We start from the raw sequence: 19914 nt of genomic DNA, 5'->3' as shown, positions 1-19914 counted from the left end.
CCCTATCGGAGAGTGAAATTAAATATCCGATTCTATAGGGGATGTTTTTACTTTTTCGGTAGCCTTATTTTCTTTTCTTTTTTGCCCTTTATCATATCTCTTTTTACTTTTTAATCCTTTTCGATTTTTCCGGCTTTTAAATTGATTATCTTTGTGGTTTGGAAATCAATACGAATAGGGATGTTTAAAAAGTATAAGAAATTATTCGTCATTTTTTGGTGTGTGTTTTTAACCGGATTACTGTTGGCAGTTCTGTTTTTCTGGTTGATAGCCGAAGGTAAACTTGGTTTTATGCCCACTTTTGAAGAATTGGAGAATCCTAATAATAAATTCGCTTCCGAAGTTTATTTTGAGGATGGTCCGATGATCAGCCGTTATTTTCAGGGGAGTGAAAACAGGCGTTATACGGAATATAAGGATATACCGGAATCGGTAAAAGATGCTTTGGTTGCTACGGAGGATGTTCGTTTTTACGACCACAGTGGAATCGATGTCATCGGGCTTTTCCGTGTAGCTAAAGGATTGCTGACGGGAAGTTCTTCTTCCGGTGGAGGAAGTACGATTACGCAGCAGTTGGCTAAAATGCTTTTTCCGCGTGATCCGGACCAGAATTTTATGGAACTGGCTGTTCGGAAATTCCGGGAATGGGTAATTGCTGTACGTTTGGAAAGGAGTTATACAAAGGAGGAAATCATGACGATGTATCTCAATAAATTTGATTTTCTGAATTTAGCGGTAGGTGTAAATTCTGCGGCAGAGGTATATTTTCAGAAACCTTTGGATTCTTTGAGGATAGAAGAAGCGGCAATGTTGGTGGGTATGGCGAAAAATCCGGCATTATTTAACCCTGTACGTCGTCCTGAAAAAACCTTGGGACGTAGAAATGTGGTTTTGGGACAGATGCAGAAATATGGAAAAATTACAAAAGCACAATACGATTCCTTGAAAATGCTTCCTTTAGGTCTGTGCTTTAAAAAAGAAGATCACAAAGAGGGATATGCGACTTATTTCCGTGAATATCTTCGGATTTATATGACAGCAGGTAAGCCGGAAAAAAGTAATTACCGTTGGAATCCGGAGCAATATTACCAGGATTCTTTGGCTTGGGAGCGCAATCCGTTGTATGGATGGTGTAAAAAAAACTTAAAATTAGATGGTACACAATATGATATCTATTCTGACGGATTAAAAATTTATACGACATTGAATTCCCGGATGCAGCGCTATGCAGAGGAAGCCGTTGTAGAACATTTGGGAAATGATCTGCAACCTTTATTCAGCCGGGAGAAAATCGAAAAACAAAATCCTCCTTTTTCCAATGATTTGACAGCGGAAGAAGTGCGGGATATCCTTGACCGTTCGATTAAACGTACGGAACGTTACCGGATATTGAAAAATGCCGGAGTTGCTTTTGAAGAAGTACGTAAAATTTTCAATAAACCGGTTGAAATGCAGATTTTTACCTGGAAAGGAATACGGGATACGGTCATGTCTCCTTTGGATTCGATTAAACATTACAAATCGTTTTTCAGGGCAGGATTTATGGTTATGGAACCTCAAACGGGGAATATCCGGGCCTATGTCGGAGGTCCCGACTATCGTTATTTTATGTACGATATGGTCAGTGTCGGTAAACGCCAGGTAGGTTCTACCATTAAACCGATTCTTTATACTCTGGCTATGCAGGAAGGATTGGGGCCTTGCGATAAAGTTCCCAATATTCCGCAGACGTTTATTTTGCCTGACGGAACACCTTGGACAGCCAGGGGAGGAGGTAAGCGGCCCGGAGAGATGGTTACTCTTCGTTGGGGATTGGCGAATTCGGAGAATAATATTTCCGGTTGGGTATTGAAACAGTTTACACCTTTAGCGGTTGCTCAAATGGCCCATAAGATGGGAATCCACAGCTTTATTGATCCGGTGCCTTCTGTATTTTTAGGTACGGCTGAAATTTCAGTAAAGGAAATGACGGCAGCTTATTCTATTTTTGCAAATAAAGGGGTGTATAACACCCCGATGATGGTGTCCCGGATTGAAGATAAATACGGCAATGTATTGGCCGAATTCAGACCGGAATCCCGGGAAGTAATTACGGCCCAAACGGCCTATCTGATGTGTAATCTGCTGGAAGGGGTTGTAAATAGCGGAACCGGAATCCGGTTGCGTTACAGATATGGTTTTACGAATCCGATGGGAGGAAAAACGGGAACGACACAGCAACATTCGGATGGTTGGTTTATGGCAGTAACTCCTGGTTTGGTCGGGGGAGTATGGGTTGGAGCAGAAGACCGGTCTATTCATTTTCAGAATATAACGAATGGGCAGGGAGCTAGTATGGCTTTGCCCATATGGGCTAAATTTTTGGGAAAAGTAATCAAGGATCCGAAATTGAAATTTGATACCCTGCCTTTCGAGAAACCCGCAGGAGTAAGTAAAAATTTGGATTGTCAGGATGACGCAGAAGATCAGGCAACGGAGGTAGAGTCAGATTATCAGGAAGATAACGAGGAGTTCTATTAGTAGGAAAAGACAAAGCATTATGAAATCGAAAACAGTATATGTTTGCCAGAATTGCGGTGCGAAAGAATCAAAATGGGTCGGGCGCTGTCCGATGTGTGGCGAATGGAATAGCTTCGAGGAAGAAGTCGAGATAAAAGTTGCGAAAGGCAAAGCAAATGCTGTGATGGGACAGCCGATGTCCAAAGCCCTCCGGTTGTCGGAAATAAAAGTAAATGCCGATACTCGTATCGATACCGGTGACAGCGAATTAAACCGGGTGTTGGGTGGTGGTTTGGTGCCGGGTTCCATGATATTGCTGGGAGGAGAGCCAGGCATCGGGAAATCGACTTTGGTATTGCAGTTTGCACTTCACAATAAATGCGGTAAAGTGTTATATGTATCCGGGGAGGAGAGTATTGCCCAGATCAAAATGAGGGCGCAACGCTTGGGTGCGGAAAATGACGATTGCCTGTTTTTGTCCGGTAATTCCCTGGAGATGGTCCTCGAACATTCCCGTACGATACAGCCGGATTTATTGATTATCGATTCCATACAGACCCTGGCGACAGAGACTGTAGATTCTATTCCGGGAAGTCTTTCGCAGATCCGGGAATGTACGAACACTTTGTTGCGTTATTCCAAAGAAAATACGATTTCTACGATTTTAATCGGTCATATTACAAAAGATGGCCAACTGGCCGGGCCGAAAATATTGGAGCATATGGTCGATACGGTATTGCATTTCGAAGGCGATCAGCAATATATGTATCGTATATTGCGTTCGATGAAAAACCGTTTCGGTTCGACTTCGGAAATCGGTATTTACGAAATGTTACAATCCGGTTTACGGCAAGTATCCAATCCTTCGGAATTGTTATTATCCAATCATGGTCAGGATTTGAGTGGAATAGCCGTTTCTGCTACAGTAGAAGGGGTAAGGCCGATTCTGTTGGAAGTACAGGCATTGGTTTCCACTGCTGCTTATGGTGTCCCGCAGCGTTCCGCTACGGGATTCGATTCAAGGCGGTTGAATATGTTATTGGCTGTATTGGAAAAAAGGGTCGGTTTCCGTCTGGCTGCGAAGGATGTTTTTTTGAATATTGCAGGAGGTATTCGGGTAAGCGATCCGGCTCTTGATCTGGCTGTGGTTATGGCTGTATTGTCTTCGAACATCGATGGAGCTTTGCCTCATGATACGGTTTTTGCCGGAGAAGTCGGATTATCGGGTGAGATCCGGGCGGTCAGTCGTATCGAACAACGTATTTCGGAAGCGGAAAAGCTGGGATTCCGCCAGATTTTTGTACCCTTGGGAAATAAAAAAGGCTCAACAAAAGTTCCACAACATCTGGAAGTGAAATTTGTCTCTAAAATTTCTGACATTTGCCGGGCGTTGTTTGGTTGAGAGTGATAGCACCCGGGGACGGGGGTAAAGTGCTATGATTTTGTGTTTTACATTTTTTTTCATAAATTTGGTATATGTCTAATACATTTGAACATGTCCAGGCAGGCGCGTCAACGGTCGATTACGGATATATATCATGTTATTCAACGTGGTATAGACCGAATGGTGATTTTCCGGGATGATGATGACCGTCAGATGTTTTTAAATCTTTTGCGGTTACAGGTCTGTGAATCTTTTAAAATCTATTGTTATTGCCTGATGGACAATCATATCCATCTCTTGGTAAAAAGTGACCGTCTTAGTTTTCATATCCATCATATAGCTTCGATTTATGCAATGTGGTTTAATCATAAATATAATCGTAGAGGTTATCTTTTTCAGGATCGTTTTAAAAGTGAAGTAATAGAAGATGAAGGATATTTGCTGAGATGTTTCCGGTATATTCTGAGGAATCCTGTAAAAGCAGGTATATGTGAGAAGATTGAAATTTACGGGTGGAGTAGTTACCATTTGTGTTTTGGTGGAGATGGTTCTTTTGTTGTTGTGGATTTTCTACCTTGCTTTTTTGAAACGAAGAAAGATTTTCAGACTTATTTGCAAGGAGAGGATTTCGAGGAATTTATAGATGTTGATCAGGATAATCGACTGACTGATAGTGAAGTGATTGAATTGTTAAAGCAACAATTGGGCGGTAAGAGTTTAGAAGAATTTTCTTCTGAAGAACAAAAACGGATTTTGAAGACAATGAAACAAAGTCCCGGAGTGAAAAACAGGCAACTTGCCAGGATAACTGGGGTCGGTTTCAATATAATCAGGCGTTTATGAGATCATTATTGTAATTGTAGCACTTTACCCTCGTCCCTGAGTTTTCTTTAGCTTTTCGTTCATTTCTATTATTTTGCGGTACACTCCTGTTTTATATTTGTAGAGTGTAAAGCCGGACAGCATCGGATAAAAACAGAAAAATGCTCCCATAAGGCTGAAAGCAGTTGCTGCATCGTAATCCCTTACTGCATAAAATCGCGAATAAGCATAATATGCAATTCCTCCGCATAACAGAAGACCTGCCAAAAGCACAAAAACGCTTCCGCTTGTAGAAAATTTTTCAACGATGGCACTGCCCGCGGAATAATTGGCAGCAAAAAGTCCCAAGATAAATACCACCGCAAAAGTAATGATTGAACTTATTTCGCCATACTTAGAATATTCTATGGTAAATAATACGCCTGCAGCTGCAGTAACTACCATTGCCCCTATACACAAGATTCCCAACCGTCTTTGTCGTTTTAACATGGAAATAATTTCCGGTTTCAATTCTGTCATATACTTTTTATTTTCTTATTAAACAATTATTTTCTTTTCTGTTGTATCTGCCTGATAGCACTTTAGCCCCGTCCCCGGGTGCTATGGAAGTTTAAAGCTAATTGGCAAAACATATCTTGTTGCAACTTTTTTTCCTTTATTTTCGCCCGGAATCCAATTAGGCATTAATCCTACTATTCGTTCCGCTTCTTTTGCCAAGACTAAAGACGCAGAAGAACATTTATTAAATCGGCAACGTACTACACCGAATATATCAGAAATTTCTCCCGTTGGGGATACAATAAATTGTACCATTACATTCCCTTCTTCTTTATATTTTATTGATTCGGCAGGATATTGCATATTATCTGAGATAAATTTTTGCATCGCACTTATTCCGCCGGGAAATTGAGGCATCTTGTCTGCAATAGTAAGAACTTCGCCTTGGTACTGTTCTTTCTGTCGTGGAGGCAAAGGATATAATTTAAGTTTGCCATTTTCCGACTTATAAGTACCACCGAGTAAATAAGTAGTCCGTACTATTTCTCCGTTGGCACGTTTACCGGGGCTCCATTTGGTCATGGTTTTTGCTACACGCAGTACTTCAGCATCCAAAGCTGGGTAACTTCCGGCATATAGGCTAAAATTATTCAGAGAGCCATCTTTTTCTACTATAAAATGTACGATAACACTATTATCACTTCTGTTTAATGTTGTTTCTGCCGGAAAACGCACATTATCATTGATATATTGCCATACGTCACCTGCTAAATATTCTGGCAAGGTTCCGCCTTCTCTGACAATATGAACATCTTTAGCCAGTTCTTCCTCTTTCTGCTTAAGATTCTTATTGGTTTCTGTTGCATTTAATGCAGTGACTATAAATAAGAAACTAAATAAGATAATCGATTTTTTCATAACTGTATATTTTAATAAAGCGTCACAGGATAACAGCTGAATACTTAAATTGAGTAAATATACGATATTTTTTTAGTAAAAAGCAAGTATTATATTAACCTAAATTTTATTCAGAAAAAAATACGTTAAAAGCAGAAAAAGGATGACTGGGATAGCACTTTAGCCCCGTCCCTGAGTGCTAGGAAAATAGGAACAAAAAGAAAACCACTTACTTTCGTAAGTGGTTTCATTTCCGTGACCTCGGTGGGACTCGAACCCACGGCCCATTGATTAAGAGTCAATTGCTCTACCAGCTGAGCTACGAAGTCATCTTTGATTTGCATGACGGGCAATGCCCATTTTGCGGGTGCAAATATGCAATAATATTTTTAATTCTGCAAGAATAGCCGGATTAATCTTCTTTGATGTTGTGATAAACGTTTGTTACATCATCGTCTTCATCCAGTTTATCCAGAATTTTATCAACTTCGGCTCTTTGTTCCGGCGTTAATTCTTTGGTATCGGTCGGGATACGGGTAAATTCTCCGCTGACGATGTCGTATTTGTTTTCTTCCAGGTATTTCTGAATATTACCATAGGCTTCAAAAGAACCGTACAAATTGATAATACCGTCTTCGTCTTCAAAGATTTCGTCAACTCCGTAATCGATCATTTCCAGTTCGAATTCTTCCGGATCGAAGTTTTCGGGTTTATTGATTTTGAAAACACTTTTCCGGTCGAACATGAAATCGAGTGAGCCTGTTGTTCCCAAAGAACCGCCGAATTTCGTAAAAGCGTGACGTACATTGGCTACCGTCCGGGTATTGTTATCTGTAGCTGCTTCGACGAGGATGGCGATGCCGTGAGGCGCATATCCTTCATAAGTAATTTCCTTGTAGTCGGAAGTATCTTTGGAGATCGCCCGTTTGATGGCCCGTTCCACATTTTCCTTCGGCATGTTTTCAGCTTTCGCATTCTGGATCAGGATACGAAGGCGGGTGTTGTTAGCTGGATCCGGTCCACCGGCTTTAACTGCAATATCGATTTCTTTTCCGATTCTGGTGAAAACGCGGGCCATATTGCCCCATCTTTTCAATTTCCGTGCTTTGCGGTATTCAAACGCTCTTCCCATATATTGTATTCTTTATTAAAGTTAAAGGATTGAGGCGCAAAGTTATATATTTTAATGGAAAATTGAAATCTGAAACCTGAAAATGGACGATATTTTAATTTCCCAGTGTATAAGTGTATGGATATTTTTTGAGGTTTAAAGTTATTGTATATTCTCCTTCCTGCGGTACGACGATCTGATTGCCGTTATCCATGAGTTGATTACCGAAGTAAGTTCCCAATATCCGGTTGCCGGCTCCCGTTTCTTTAAAGACGAACTCACCGGACGTCAGGTGTGCATTTGTTTTCAGGGTCCGGTCAGACTCGTTATAGGTCAGGGGGATTGCCGTATTTGAGGTGGCGCTTCCTGAAATGCTCCAACTGACAGGCGTTACCGAATAAGTTAATTTGTTGATGTCAGCAATCACTTTGTATAGGCCGGCTGTGCTGTTATTAACTGAGATGTCTCCGCCGTTTTTTTGTAGTTTACCGGCTCCGCCGCTTCCCCATTGCAACGGATTCCAGTCCGGCTGTCCTGTGATTTTAAAGTTTGTGTTCGGGGTAAAATAAAGGTAGCCTTCATATACATCGTCTGCTTTCGGAGAAGTGAGTATTGTTGCCGAGTCACCGGGATTCCACTCCTGGTAACTACCCGGGGCGAAAAGAATGGGATAGGTTACTTCAACATTGTAGGCCGTCATTGTCACCTGGACGGCTTTGGAGCGTAGTGTCTGTAAATTTTCATTGACCATGGCATTTACACGTAGTTCGATCTCTCCCGGAGTTTCCGGTACCAGTCCTGCAATCAGGATGCTGTTGTTCAGGGTCGCATAGTCTACTTTGACCTGTTTTTCCTGGGTTTCCGCGATTTTAACGGCCGATTCGAAATAAGTACCTGCTTTGGCTATCTGAACGGTGTAGAGGGTGGCGGCAGGGAAACCGAATTCGGCAGTTGTCCAGGCTACAGTCAGAGAATCGTTGGCTGTAGCTTCGGTAAGGATAAAATCGTTTCCGTTTTCCGGCGTTTTGACTTCCGGATTGATAAAGTCTCCGGCATAGTACTTTTTATTTTCAGTTTCACAGCCGGTTAATATGAATGACAGGCTTGTAAAAACGATCCAACATATCTGTTTCATAGGTATTTCCATTTTTCAGTTTCAGTTTTAATATCCGGGATTCTGTTTCAGGTTCGGATTTGCTCCTAAATCGGAAGACGGTATCGGGAATAAATTGTAATTAGAGTTTGTGCTTCTGCCTCCTATGACACCGCCTTTCCAGGGCCAGGTATAGTTTGTCTCACTGAAGCGTTTGAAGCGGATTAAGTCTGTCCGGCGATGTCCTTCCCAATATAGTTCGCGGGCCCGCTCTTCCAGGATAAAGTCGAGGGTGAGCTGGGAAGCGGAAATCTGTCCGGAATTATCGCCATAAGCGCGGTAGCGTAAATCGTTGATATAACCTAAAGCCGTATTCAGGTCGCCTCCCGTTCCGCCCCGTAAAATGGCTTCGGCATACATCAGATAAATATCTGCAATCCGGTACATCGGAAAGTCGGTATCTACGAAACTCAGATTGGAACCGGTGCCGCCGGTCGATTTCATATTTGAGAATTTCGTGACGATTACTCCTTGTTTAAAGTCGCTTTGTTGATTGACTTCAATGCTGGTTTGGCCTTTCGTGAAAAATTGGGCCCTTCGGTCACCCGGATCGAATTTAGCCATGAATTCAGCCGTCGTTCGGTTGCCTGCCCATCCGGAGTTAACACCGTAATTCTGCGGGACGATACTGTCTCCCCCTATGGCTGCAAAAATGAGAAAGGTGGTTCCTCCGTAGGTTTGGGTATGTTGTCCGTCAAAAGCAATCGGGAAGATAATACCTTTGGCCGTGTGGTTATCGGCCATAAACAGATGCTGATAATTGTCGTCCGGTTGGTAATGCGGAATAATTTTATTACAGTAGGTTATAGCGTCCGTATAGCGGGATGTTCCGGTATAAACTTCTGCATTCAGGTATAATTTGGCCAGGATTGTCCAGGCGAGAGCCTGATCGGCACGACCGTATTCGTTGGTATGCGGGTCTTTCAACTGAGGAATGATTTCGATCAGGTCGTTTTCAAGCCAGGTAAAAAGGTCTTTACGTGAAATCTGCTGTGGATTGAAAGTGCCGACTCCGTCTTTTTCTTCGACAAAAGGTACATTGCCGTAGAGGTCTAAAGCCTGATAATAAGCCAGGTCTCTAATCAGGCGGGCTTCGGCCCGGTAATAGCCGATTTGGGTGCGTAAATCGCCGGTAACTCCGCGGCTGTCCAGCTTACTGTCAGTCGTTGCTCTTAAGTATTCGTTAGCAATGGATATCTGATAAAATATCCGGTCGTAGGTGATGGTGATATAATCGTTTGCGGCCGACCAGCTTTGATTGTGGAGGTCGGGGAGTCCGGCATTATTCCAGGCACAGATGGCTTCGTCGGTAGTTAATTCCTGCATATTCCAGAGTTGCCGGAGATAATTGGAGGAGCCTTCATCATTGGTCGCTAAGTCCGGGTTTCCGTCCGGCCCGACTTGTCCGCTGAGTGCAAATACGGCATATATTTTGGCCAGTACCTGTTTGTAAGCAGCGGGATCTTTGTAGGCATCGTCTGCGGTCGTGATATTTTTATCGATGGGTTTTGTGTTCAAATCATCGATACAGGCTGTCATTCCCAGGGCTAAAAGTAGCCAGAGGCTGTATAACCGGATTTTCGGATAGTGGAAGTATGTTTTCATAATTTTGATGTTACGTGTTACAATGATTAGAATCCGAGGTTTACACCGAAAACAAAGTTCCGGGGACGGGGGTAGAAATTGTTATCGATACCGTTGAATATTTCCGGATCCAGACCTTTGTATTTTGTGATGGTGAATACATTCTGTACGATGGCATACAAACGCAGGTCGATACGGTTGTGCCAAAGTTTCTTGAAATTATACCCTAGTGTAATATTGTCCAGTTTCATGAAAGAAGCGTTCTGGACATAATAGTCCGAGAAATATTGCGGGTTTCTGAAATTGGTTTTGGAGACGTCCGAGGGGATGTTACTATAGAAACCGGTATTGTCGTACATCCGGGAATAGATGGCTCCGTTGGACTGTATGTTGTTATAAACATAGTTTCCGAAGCTAAAACGGCCGGCGATGTTCAAATCCCAGTTTTTGTAAGTCAGGTAAGAGGAAAAACCTGCCAGCCATTTGGGAGCCGGGCCTTTGTAGCGATACAGGTCCGATTGGTTGATAATGCCGTCTTTGTTCAGGTCGGCATATACACCTTCAATCGGTTTTCCTGCTTTATCGTATACTTGCCGGTATACGTAAAATGCATTGGATTCATGTCCTTCACTGTGTATTTGTATTGTACTGCCGGTACCTCCAGAGATACCTCCGGTAAGGACTCCCATGTAATTTGGATCTTTGTTCCGGATCAGTTTGATGATTTTATTTTTGTTGTAGGATAAATTGACATTGAATTCCCAATGCCATTTGTCGTTGTCGACCGGGACGGTGTTCAGGACAAATTCGAAACCCTGGTTGGACAAGTCTCCTACATTCGTTACGATTTTATTGGTCAGGTTCGAGCCGGCTGCAATCGGAATTTCGTTTAACAGGTCTTTGGTTTTACGATAGTAATAGTCGATAGAACCGTTGATCCGGTTATTGAAAAAACCGTAATCCAAAGCGACGTTCCAGGTTGTCGTTTCTTCCCATTTGATGTTGGCATCGTAACCGTTAGGCCGGAGTGTGTATATAAAGTCGTTCCCGAACTGATACTGGGCTTTATCGTTACTTATGGTATAGTTGGCCAGATAAGGGTAGTCATTTCCGATGATGTCCTGTTGTCCGGTGACACCGTAACCAAGCCGCAGTTTTAAAGAGGATAGTTTTTCAAAGCTTTTCATAAAGTCTTCCTGGTCGATACGCCAGGCCAGGGCGAGGGACGGGAAAGTTCCCCAACGTTGTTTTTTGGAAAAACGGGATGAACCGTCTCCCCGGATGGTAAATGTAAGCAGGTATTTGTCCATAAAGGTGTAATTCAAACGACCGAAGAAAGAAAGCAGGTAGTTTTCTGAAGCACTTTCGATGTCTTCTTTGACATAGGTACCGGAGGTATTGGTGGCATAAGAAGAACTGCTCTTTTTAAAGTGTTGCCAGGAATAACCACCGATGACATCGATGACACTGTATATGTTGTCGATCTGTTTGTTGTAGTTCAGGTAAAATTCCAGTAATTCGTTGTATTTTTTTTCACCGAATTTTTTATGATATCCGCTTCCGTACTTTTCATCGTAAGTCCAGGCTGCATTTTCAGGTTCTATGACTTTTCCGTCGCTTTTTGAGTAGTCATAGGCCAGGTTTAAGTTGGCCCGTAAGTCCGGGAAAAAATGTAACCGGTAATCGAATTGGATATTGCCGATGAAACGTTTCACATCGGCTTTATCACGGTGTTGTTCCAAATGGGCGACGGGGTTTATTGTAGCAATCTTATTGGGATCGCCGGTTGCCGATTGTGTCCAGGTAAAATACCCGCCGTAACGTTCGTTGCCGTCTCTGACGGGCCGGGTGGGATCGAATAGTACGGCTTCACCTATAGAACTGGTATTACCGAAATTATTTTTAATATACATTCCTTTGGCCTGAAGGTTGATTTTCAGGTAGTCGTCAAAAAAGGAAGGATTGAGATTCAGTGCTCCGGTGTACCGTTGCAGGCTGCTCGTTTTTAAGATTCCCTGTTGATCTGTAAAACCGAAGGAGATCCGGAAGGGGGTATCAAATTTATAACCGGAAAAATCGATTGTATGGTCATTGCTGACGGCTGTCTGGTAGATTTCATCCTGCCAGTCTGTATTTGCGTTCCCCATATTGTCGATAATACTGGTGTTACCGGCAAATTGTTTCCGGATGGTTTCGCGGTATTCGTCGGCATTGAGGACGTCGACTTTGCCTTCCCGCCAGCCGATACTAAGCTGGCCGGAATAATTGACCCGGAAAGGTTGTCCTTTTTTTCCCTTTTTGGTGGTAATCAGAATAACGCCGTTGGATGCTCTGGCTCCGTAAATGGCTGTAGAGGAGGCGTCTTTTAAAACGGTAAATGTTTCGATATCGGCCGGGTTGATGCTATTCAGCGGATTACGCATACCGGATATGCCGGAATTGTCCAGGGGAACACCGTCGACAACGATCAGGGGGTCGTTACTGGCTTTCATTGAAGAGCCTCCCCGGATACGAATGGTTGCACCTTCTCCCGGTGCTCCGCCTCCGGTTGTGATCTGTACACCCGGGGTTTTCCCGATCAGTAAATCCTGGGGTGAAGACATGACTCCGGGGTTAAAATCATTGGCTCCGATAGAGATAACCGAACCGGTAGCGTCATTTTTTCTTACTTGTCCGTATCCGATGACAACAACTTCCTGAAGTTGCTGTGTATCTTCCTCTAAGGCTACGTTTAACGTATTTTGGCCGGTTATGTTAAAACTTTTAGTTTTGTAGCCGACGAAAGAAAATTCAACCACATCTCCGCGATTTACTTTTAGCGAGTAGTCACCGTCGACATTGGTTGCCGTTCCGGTAAATGTACCTTTGATGATAACACTCACTCCCGGCAAAGGTTCTCCGTTGGCAGCGTCGGTTACTTTTCCCGTTAGGTTTATTTCCTGTGCCCAGCTATTTAGGGAAAAAAGCAGAAAGCATAACAAAATAGGAAAAGAAGTTAAGCTTAGTTTGTTTCGTTTCATAATTGTACGATTTAGCGTAAAGGTTCTCTTAAAAGTATGGAAACATACTTTTTATCTTTTGACTTTACGCGGTATACGAATACAATTAAGGACGATGTTTACTTTTTTTGGCTAAAAGATGTAAATTCGGTCAATGCCATCCCTTATCCTGAAGAATTTGTGCCTGTTGTTTTGAAACACCGGGATTCATAGAAAAATAGAGAGTTGCGTAATCTGTGGCTTTTTTTTCAGGAAGACTTTCGATGAGGCGGTCTAAAACGGAGGTAGGAAGAAAATTATGACTGATGTTCAGATTGTTAATGGAGTGGCAATCACTTAAATCTAATTCATACAAATGACAGTGGGAGCAGTATAAACGTTGTAAAGAATGTGCGTTTTTTAAAACCAGTACACTTAGCGAATTGTGAGACAGGTTTAGGTAGTTCAGATGATTGTGTAATGGAAGCTCGAATTCGGTCAGGTTATTGGAATTACAATGTAATTCTTCAAGACGGGGGCAGTTACTGAGATTCAACTCTGTCAGTTCGTTGCCTTCACAATGTAAATATTCTAAAGAAGGGCAATTGGATAGAAGCAGGTTGACCACCCGTTGATTGGTTAAAGAGAGAAAGCTGATTTTGCTGCCGAATATCTTGATTCGGTGTACTTCTTCCGTTCTATAAGCATGTTGCAGGTTAAAATAGATATTTTGGGGATCGTATGAGAGGCATTTACCATCTCCCCAATCTATGAAGAGCTTTTCTGCGTATAAAGTCATTTGAAAGGGGACAGAAGGAGCGCTGATAAATTCGAGAATGATAAATTCGCTGGATATCTGGGCATTCATTACAATCAGTTTTAAAAAAAGTGTAGGGCTGAAGATTTTGTTTGACAGGAGGCACCGCCAAGCACCCAAAGGACAAACAATAAATACAACAGCCTACACTTATGCGCAGACGTCACACTTATTCCTGTCCTTTTTGAAAAATTGGCGGTTTTCCTGTCAAGAATAATATTAACGATCAATATCTTAAATTTTAGCTAAATCTGACACTTCGTTAAAAATCAGCTACAAACATACTAAAAAATAAGATATAAAAATCGAATGTGACCTTCTTTTTACGCAAGAGGTAGGCTGTCGATGGGATATTTTTTATTTTATTTTCGTGATAGTGTTATTTCTATTTTGTATTATCTTATTCTCCCGTTCACATCCAATAATTTATATTATGTAATAAAAATTTGATATACAAACCAAAGGGGCATTAAAGTCCTTGGAGTCCGGATATCGGATTTTAAATTCACAGTTTTCATATTTATATTGTAAAATACTGTAGGCATCGGACTGTCTTATTTAAATCAGGCTAAGGTTGTAATGCTCTCCCGATTGAAAATTTAAATTATTCAGCCCTTTTAAATTACGAACTGTAAAGCTATTCGATAATATTTGTTTGTATGCTAATTTAGGTAAAATAAAGAAGAAAAGAAACAGAAATCGATTTCTGTTTAGGATTCGTTTGGATGCAACTTAATAAAAATGCAGCCGTTTAACGTGAAAACAGAATTCAGAATATATGCAGGTAACCCTAAAAGAGTTGGCCGAAAGATTGAAACTTGCTCCTTCAACTGTATCCAGGGCTTTAAAAGGGCATCCTGATATCAGTGAGGAGACACAATTACGTGTGCGTAGATTAGCCGAGGAGTTACATTATGCACCTAATGTCATGGCAACGAATCTTCGTTGTCAGAAATCGAATTTCATTGCCGTTGTAGTTCCGGAGATCCGTCGTGATTTTTATGCTGCTTTTGTAAACGGAGCAGAAAAAATTTTCCGGGAAAACGGTTATTTTCCGGTCCTGTTTCAAAGTTGTGAAGATTTCCGGCAAGAGGAAGCGATATGTCGCAGTATCGGCGTTTCCCGGATGGGAGGGGTATTAGTATCAGTGGCGCAGACGACACATTTTTTTCAACATTTTTATAGTTTGCAGGAACAGGGGATTCCGCTTTTGTTTTTCGATCGTATAGCAGGGGAATTGGATACTGATAGAGTGATTACGGACGATTTTATGGGGGCTTATGAAGTTGTACGGCATTTGATCGTTCAGGGATACCGTAAAATAGTCCATTATGCAGGAGTACAGCATTTGCAGGTAGCACAAAAAAGGCGGTTGGGATATTTACAGGCTTTGCAGGATTTTCATATCCCTGTGGAAGAGGATATGATTGTATATTGCAATACGGCGGCTGATGTCAGCTTATATACTCCGCAGTTGATGCAGAGTTTGGCTCCGGATGCTCTGTTCGCAGTGGATGATGATATGGCCGTAGAGGTATTGTCGGTATTGAAAGAAATGGGATATCGTATTCCGGATGACCTTGCCGTGTGTGGATTTTCGGGCGATAATATCACGAAGGTGACAGAACCCGGCTTGACTTCGGTAGACCGGCATGCTGAAGACATGGGAGAAATTTCGGCCCGTTTATTGCTGGAAAGGATACAAATGCCCCACAAGTTCCCTACGGTGACGAAAATGATAAAACCTGCTTTAGTGGTCAGAAAAAGTACCGAGCGACCTGTGAGGCCTTTGGAGTAATACCGGTTTTGTAGTTTTACAAAGTTTGTATTATCTTTAATGTTTCCGTAAACAATAAAAATAGATAATTATGCCGAGATGTGTGATTTTGCTAGCATGGATTTTTTTAGTTTATGCCTGTCGTGAAGATATACGTTTGCCTGAGCACCCGGCGATTTACGATTTAGCGACACCGATCCGTTTAAGTGGCGATACGACCCGGGTATATCTTACTGATTACTTTTTGGAACCGGCGAAAATAAAGAAGATAACTTCTTCTGAAGATCTGAAGCCGGTATGGAAAAAAGGGAGAAATGAAATTCTGTTGTTGCCTGAAATATCGGCGAAACCTATGGGAAATATCCGGGTTAAGACTGAAGGGTATACGTACGACATACCCGTACTGAAATCTATGGGGAATGATCATACGGGGAAAGCTCCTGTAATTTTCACGGATAGGATAAAAGGGGATACGGTCTGTCTGTTGAACCGGAATCCGGTGGAGGAATGGGCGGTGTATGTAGAGAATCAAAAATTGAAGAAAAGCTGTCTTTTTCCGGACAGTAATGGTATACGGATTGTCATTCCTCCGGTGACAAAGGAATTCGGGCGAATAGAATTGAGGGTTTGGGCCTTGAACGAATCCGGAGTCTCTAACGATATTTTTATTCCTTTGGAAAAGGGGAAAGTGATTATGGACGCCGGTTTGTTGAATCGGTTCGATAAACGGGCTTCGACTCTTTATTTTTTGATGATCGATCGTTTTAAAGATTCATTACCCGGTAATAATCATCCGTTGAATACCAAAGAAGTGTTGCCTATTGCCGATTATATGGGAGGAGACATTGCCGGTGTGGCCCAAAAACTGAAAGAAGGGTATTTTGATTCGTTGGGTATCAATACAATATGGCTGTCGCCGATCACTCAAAATCCCGAAGGTGCGTATGGTTTGTGGAAGAATCCGAAGACTAAATTCTCAGGTTATCACGGATATTGGCCGGTATCTTCTTCTCGTATAGACTATCGTTATGGAACACCGGAAGAGTTGAAAGAACTTATTACAGAGGCACATAAACGGAATATAAATGTGATTTTGGATTATGTTGCCAATCACGTACATGAGGAACATCCGTTGTATCAGCAGCATAAAGATTGGGCGACAAATTTACACCTTCCGGACGGTAGCCTGAATACGGAACGTTGGGATGACCATCGTCTGACAACCTGGTTCGATACGTTTTTGCCCACATTGGACCTGGAGAGGGCAGAGGTGTATGAGCCGATGACGGATTCGGCTTTGTATTGGATAAAAGAATACGATCTGGACGGTTTCCGTCACGATGCGACAAAGCATATTCCGGAGGTATTTTGGCGGACACTGACTTATAAACTCAAGAAAAATATTGTATTTCCGCGAAATATAACCGTTTATCAGGTTGGGGAAACGTATGGCAGCCGGGAGCTGATAGCTTCCTATATAGGTTCCGGGTTACTGGACGGACAATTTGATTTCAATGTGTATGATGATGCTGTGGCTGTTTTTGCACGGCCGGAGATCGGGTTTCAGCGTTTGAACCGTTCTCTGGAAGAGAGTTTCCATTGTTATGGAGTACATAATCTGATGTCTTATATTTCCGGTAATCAGGATAGGGCTCGCTTTATTTCATATGCTGCCGGAGATATCCGTTTTACAGAAGACAGCAAAGTTGCCGGATGGACCCGTAAGATTGGGGAACGGAAACCGTCGGATGAGAAGGCTTATGATAAATTGATACAATTGATCGCTTTCAATGCGACAATACCGGGGATACCTGTTATTTATTACGGGGATGAAATCGGTATGACAGGCGGGAACGATCCGGATAATCGCCGGATGATGCGCTTTGATGGATTGAGTGAAGAGGAACAGAGGGTGAAGGAGAAGACGGCAAAACTGAATAAGTTCAGACGCAATAGTATGGCATTGATGTATGGAGATTTTGTGCCTTTACGGGTGGAAGATAAAGTATATGCTTACCTGCGTTCTTATTTTGGGGAGGATGTCGTTGTGATTTTCAATAAGCATGAAGAAGAGATAACTTTGAAGCTTGATCTGCCCCAGCGGGATCGGAGAGGTACATTTAAGTCCATGTTCGGCAGTCGTTTCAGTTATGATAATTCGAAATTAATCGTCGATGTTCCGGGAAATGGGGTGGAGGTATTTTACAACGAAATAAGAAGTTTGTGATTTAGGATAAAAAACTCCCTGAAGCTTTATTTTCAGGGAGTTTTTGAAAGTCAGACGGTATTACATTTCGATAATAATGCTTGAGTAAGCCGGCATATAAATCAGGTATTCATTGTCACTGATTTTTTTCAGGCCTGTGCCTTTGGTATCGGCTATCGGCTGTTTGATGGCTTTTTTCAGAGTATAAGTCTTCAAGGTATTGGAGACATTGTGGATTACCAGTAATTTTTCTCCTTCGGCTTCCCGATAGAATACCATAAAATTTTTGTCGCTGTCTTCTGCGTCGTTAAATGCTTCGGTTAGTGTCATTTTTCCGGTTGCTAAAGCAGGATAGGCATTACGCAATTTTATGAAATAACGGTAGATATTGTAAATGGAGTTCACTTTTTCGGCTTGTCCGGCTACTGTTCCGACGGTTGCTTCGGTGGAATAAACGGATGTACGCCAGGTTGTGCGGTAATTATCCTGTGCCCGCACGTCCCATAGCATCGGATCGCGTACGTTTTCGTCGCCGTTGGTTTTCATACCCAACATACCGATTTCTTCACCATAGTAGATATAGGGACTTCCTACCGATGTCATAAGAATGGCTGCTGCCATTTTGGCCCTTTCCAGACTCAGATTGCTGCTGCCACCCAATACTGAACGGGCACGGTCCTCGTCGTGATTGGAGAGTTTCGTCGCATCGATAAAATCGCTCCGGTAAGCGGCATATTCATCCTGGTAGCTGATCATGTCTTTGGGGAACCATTTGGCGTGGCTGTTCTGGATGGCATACATCATCCGGTACCAACTGCTGAAATCAAATAGGGCCGGAAGTCCTTCGTAATAAGGAGCTACCGTATTATGTTCGGCCAAAGCTTCCCCGACCATATAAAGATCGGCTTTGGTTTTGGCCAGTTCCGTATAGAATTTTTTCAGGAATGTGGGATTTTCATCTGAGTTTTCATCCTGGTAGATGTGTTTTACGGCATCCAGCCGGAAACCGTCAACTCCTTTACTCAGCCAAAAACGGCCCGCATCGCAAATGGCTTTAAAAGCCGGCGAATTTTCACATTCGTTTACTGCTCCGTAATTAATTTCAGGCATCCAGTCGGAAAACATACCCATGTATTTGTATTCGGTGGTACCGGTAGCTACGGAATGCCATTGTCCGGCATTGTAAGTTTTCGTCATTGGAATAAGGCCGGCAGCAATGTCTGCCTGCGGATCTTTGGAAAAGAGGAAATAATCCCGGTAAGGACTGTTTTCGTTGCTGCATGCGTCGGTAAACCAGGGATGAGTTTTGGATGTGTGGTTGATGACAAAGTCCAGGATCACTTTGATGCCGAGACTGTGTGCTTTATTTACTAATTCTTCGAAATCGGCCATCGTACCGTATTCCGGTTTGATGGAAGAGTAGTCGTCCACATCATAGCCGTGGTAGGAAGGACTCGGATTAATCGGGGTCAGCCAGATGCCGGCAACTCCGAGTTCATTCAGATAATCCATTTTAGCTGTAATTCCTTTGAGATCACCGATTCCATCGCCGTCACTATCGGCAAAAGAGCGGACAAATATTTCATAGAAAATTCCGGCCCGTTTTATTCCGTCCCATGTTTTGGATTGGTATTGGGAGATGGATGTCATCTGGTCCGGGTCGACAGGCTCGAAAGGACGGGCTTCGAATTGCATTTGTCCCAATAGCCATTGCCGGCTGTTTTGTTGCAGATATACTTTTTGCAGGTCGTAGACTGAGGGGGTTGTAAAGCTGATGTTGTAATCGGTAAATTTAAAGTTCGTAGCAGGAATGTAAGCACCTGTATCTGCGGCCGAACGGAAAGCTATAACGCTGGATTCAGTAAAGCCGTAACCTCCGATAGAAATTGTCTGTCCCGGTTTATAAATGGCCGTAGCCGACGGCATCGATAAATTGACAATCGGCATTTCGTCCGGGTCAGGGGGCGGAGTTCCGTTATCGTCGTCGCTGCAAGCACCGAGTAAGCAGACAAAAGCCCAGAGTAGACAGAATATTTTGTGTTTTAGTATCATGTTGTATTTCGTATTAAATGTATAAATAATCGATGAGGATAGGACGTAATTTTTCTATGCGATAGAAAGGATCTCCTGCCAGCGTATGGATATTATGCAGGAGATCCTTCTTATTTCGGGAACGGTATATCCGGAT

The 19914-nt window shown here is 42.6% G+C and carries 13 protein-coding genes and 1 tRNA gene; 5 read left to right on the top strand and 9 right to left on the bottom strand.

Going from position 1 to position 19914, the window contains the following annotated elements:
• The first annotated feature begins 180 nt into the window (after positions 1–180).
• From BN8908_RS14520 to BN8908_RS14510, 3 genes are all read left to right on the top strand, one after another.
• Positions 181–2520: a transglycosylase domain-containing protein gene (locus BN8908_RS14520; RefSeq protein WP_068691379.1), complete on the top strand. Its 2340-nt coding sequence runs from the start codon at positions 181–183 to the stop codon at positions 2518–2520.
• A 16-nt stretch (positions 2521–2536) separates the two neighbouring features.
• Entirely contained in the window at positions 2537–3901 is a 1365-nt protein-coding gene (gene radA, locus BN8908_RS14515) for a DNA repair protein RadA (RefSeq protein ID WP_068691375.1), read from the top strand.
• Between the two features lie 93 nt (positions 3902–3994).
• Entirely contained in the window at positions 3995–4726 is a 732-nt protein-coding gene (locus BN8908_RS14510; protein ID WP_068691373.1) for a transposase, read from the top strand.
• Positions 4727–4750: 24 nt separating this feature from the next.
• On the opposite strand, the gene BN8908_RS14505 is transcribed toward BN8908_RS14510, so the two are convergent.
• The 8 genes from BN8908_RS14505 to BN8908_RS14470 form a co-directional block, all read right to left on the bottom strand.
• Positions 4751–5224, bottom strand: coding sequence for a hypothetical protein (locus tag BN8908_RS14505; protein ID WP_068691371.1), 474 nt, complete (start codon positions 5222–5224; stop codon positions 4751–4753).
• Positions 5225–5305: 81 nt separating this feature from the next.
• Positions 5306–6121: an energy transducer TonB gene (locus BN8908_RS14500; RefSeq protein WP_021987715.1), complete on the bottom strand. Its 816-nt coding sequence runs from the start codon at positions 6119–6121 to the stop codon at positions 5306–5308.
• 235 nt (positions 6122–6356) lie between these two features.
• Positions 6357–6429, bottom strand: a tRNA-Lys gene (locus BN8908_RS14495).
• 83 nt (positions 6430–6512) lie between these two features.
• A complete protein-coding gene (locus tag BN8908_RS14490) occupies positions 6513–7232 on the bottom strand; it encodes a YebC/PmpR family DNA-binding transcriptional regulator (RefSeq protein ID WP_021988030.1) in 720 nt (239 codons plus the stop codon).
• A gap of 94 nt (positions 7233–7326) precedes the next feature.
• Positions 7327–8346, bottom strand: coding sequence for a SusE domain-containing protein (locus BN8908_RS14485; RefSeq protein WP_161945884.1), 1020 nt, complete (start codon positions 8344–8346; stop codon positions 7327–7329).
• Between the two features lie 27 nt (positions 8347–8373).
• Positions 8374–9969: a RagB/SusD family nutrient uptake outer membrane protein gene (locus BN8908_RS14480; RefSeq protein WP_068691367.1), complete on the bottom strand. Its 1596-nt coding sequence runs from the start codon at positions 9967–9969 to the stop codon at positions 8374–8376.
• 26 nt (positions 9970–9995) lie between these two features.
• Positions 9996–12968, bottom strand: a complete 2973-nt coding sequence (locus tag BN8908_RS14475) for a SusC/RagA family TonB-linked outer membrane protein (protein WP_068691365.1) — start codon at positions 12966–12968, stop codon at positions 9996–9998.
• A 130-nt stretch (positions 12969–13098) separates the two neighbouring features.
• Positions 13099–13794, bottom strand: a complete 696-nt coding sequence (locus BN8908_RS14470; protein ID WP_021988025.1) for a leucine-rich repeat domain-containing protein — start codon at positions 13792–13794, stop codon at positions 13099–13101.
• Between the two features lie 727 nt (positions 13795–14521).
• On the opposite strand from BN8908_RS14470, the gene BN8908_RS14465 reads away from it, so the two are divergent.
• Both BN8908_RS14465 and BN8908_RS14460 read left to right on the top strand, forming a co-directional pair.
• Entirely contained in the window at positions 14522–15541 is a 1020-nt protein-coding gene (locus BN8908_RS14465) for a LacI family DNA-binding transcriptional regulator (protein WP_021988024.1), read from the top strand.
• Between the two features lie 70 nt (positions 15542–15611).
• Positions 15612–17747, top strand: coding sequence for an alpha-amylase family glycosyl hydrolase (locus BN8908_RS14460; RefSeq protein ID WP_068691363.1), 2136 nt, complete (start codon positions 15612–15614; stop codon positions 17745–17747).
• A gap of 60 nt (positions 17748–17807) precedes the next feature.
• On the opposite strand, the gene BN8908_RS14455 is transcribed toward BN8908_RS14460, so the two are convergent.
• A complete protein-coding gene (locus tag BN8908_RS14455; RefSeq protein WP_082989278.1) occupies positions 17808–19778 on the bottom strand; it encodes an alpha-amylase family glycosyl hydrolase in 1971 nt (656 codons plus the stop codon).
• Between the last annotated feature and the right edge of the window lie 136 nt (positions 19779–19914).

It is taken from the genome of Culturomica massiliensis, assembly GCF_900091655.1.
Classification (GTDB): Bacteria; Bacteroidota; Bacteroidia; order Bacteroidales; family Marinifilaceae; genus Culturomica; species Culturomica massiliensis.
The sequence above is the reverse complement of the archived record's forward strand: the minus strand, read 5'-3'. Positions and strand labels throughout refer to the sequence as shown.

Bases quoted from the DNA above. Each gene is read 5' to 3' on its own strand.
- BN8908_RS14520 (WP_068691379.1), top strand. From the start codon at position 181: ATGTTTAAAAAGTATAAGAAATTATTCGTCATTTTTTGGTGTGTGTTT.
- BN8908_RS14510 (WP_068691373.1), top strand. From the start codon at position 3,995: ATGTCCAGGCAGGCGCGTCAACGGTCGATTACGGATATATATCATGTT.
- BN8908_RS14505 (WP_068691371.1), bottom strand. From the start codon at position 5,224: ATGACAGAATTGAAACCGGAAATTATTTCCATGTTAAAACGACAAAGA.
- BN8908_RS14500 (WP_021987715.1), bottom strand. From the start codon at position 6,121: ATGAAAAAATCGATTATCTTATTTAGTTTCTTATTTATAGTCACTGCA.
- BN8908_RS14490 (WP_021988030.1), bottom strand. From the start codon at position 7,232: ATGGGAAGAGCGTTTGAATACCGCAAAGCACGGAAATTGAAAAGATGG.
- BN8908_RS14485 (WP_161945884.1), bottom strand. From the start codon at position 8,346: ATGAAACAGATATGTTGGATCGTTTTTACAAGCCTGTCATTCATATTA.
- BN8908_RS14480 (WP_068691367.1), bottom strand. From the start codon at position 9,969: ATGAAAACATACTTCCACTATCCGAAAATCCGGTTATACAGCCTCTGG.
- BN8908_RS14475 (WP_068691365.1), bottom strand. From the start codon at position 12,968: ATGAAACGAAACAAACTAAGCTTAACTTCTTTTCCTATTTTGTTATGC.
- BN8908_RS14470 (WP_021988025.1), bottom strand. From the start codon at position 13,794: ATGAATGCCCAGATATCCAGCGAATTTATCATTCTCGAATTTATCAGC.
- BN8908_RS14465 (WP_021988024.1), top strand. From the start codon at position 14,522: ATGCAGGTAACCCTAAAAGAGTTGGCCGAAAGATTGAAACTTGCTCCT.
- BN8908_RS14460 (WP_068691363.1), top strand. From the start codon at position 15,612: ATGCCGAGATGTGTGATTTTGCTAGCATGGATTTTTTTAGTTTATGCC.
- BN8908_RS14455 (WP_082989278.1), bottom strand. From the start codon at position 19,778: ATGATACTAAAACACAAAATATTCTGTCTACTCTGGGCTTTTGTCTGC.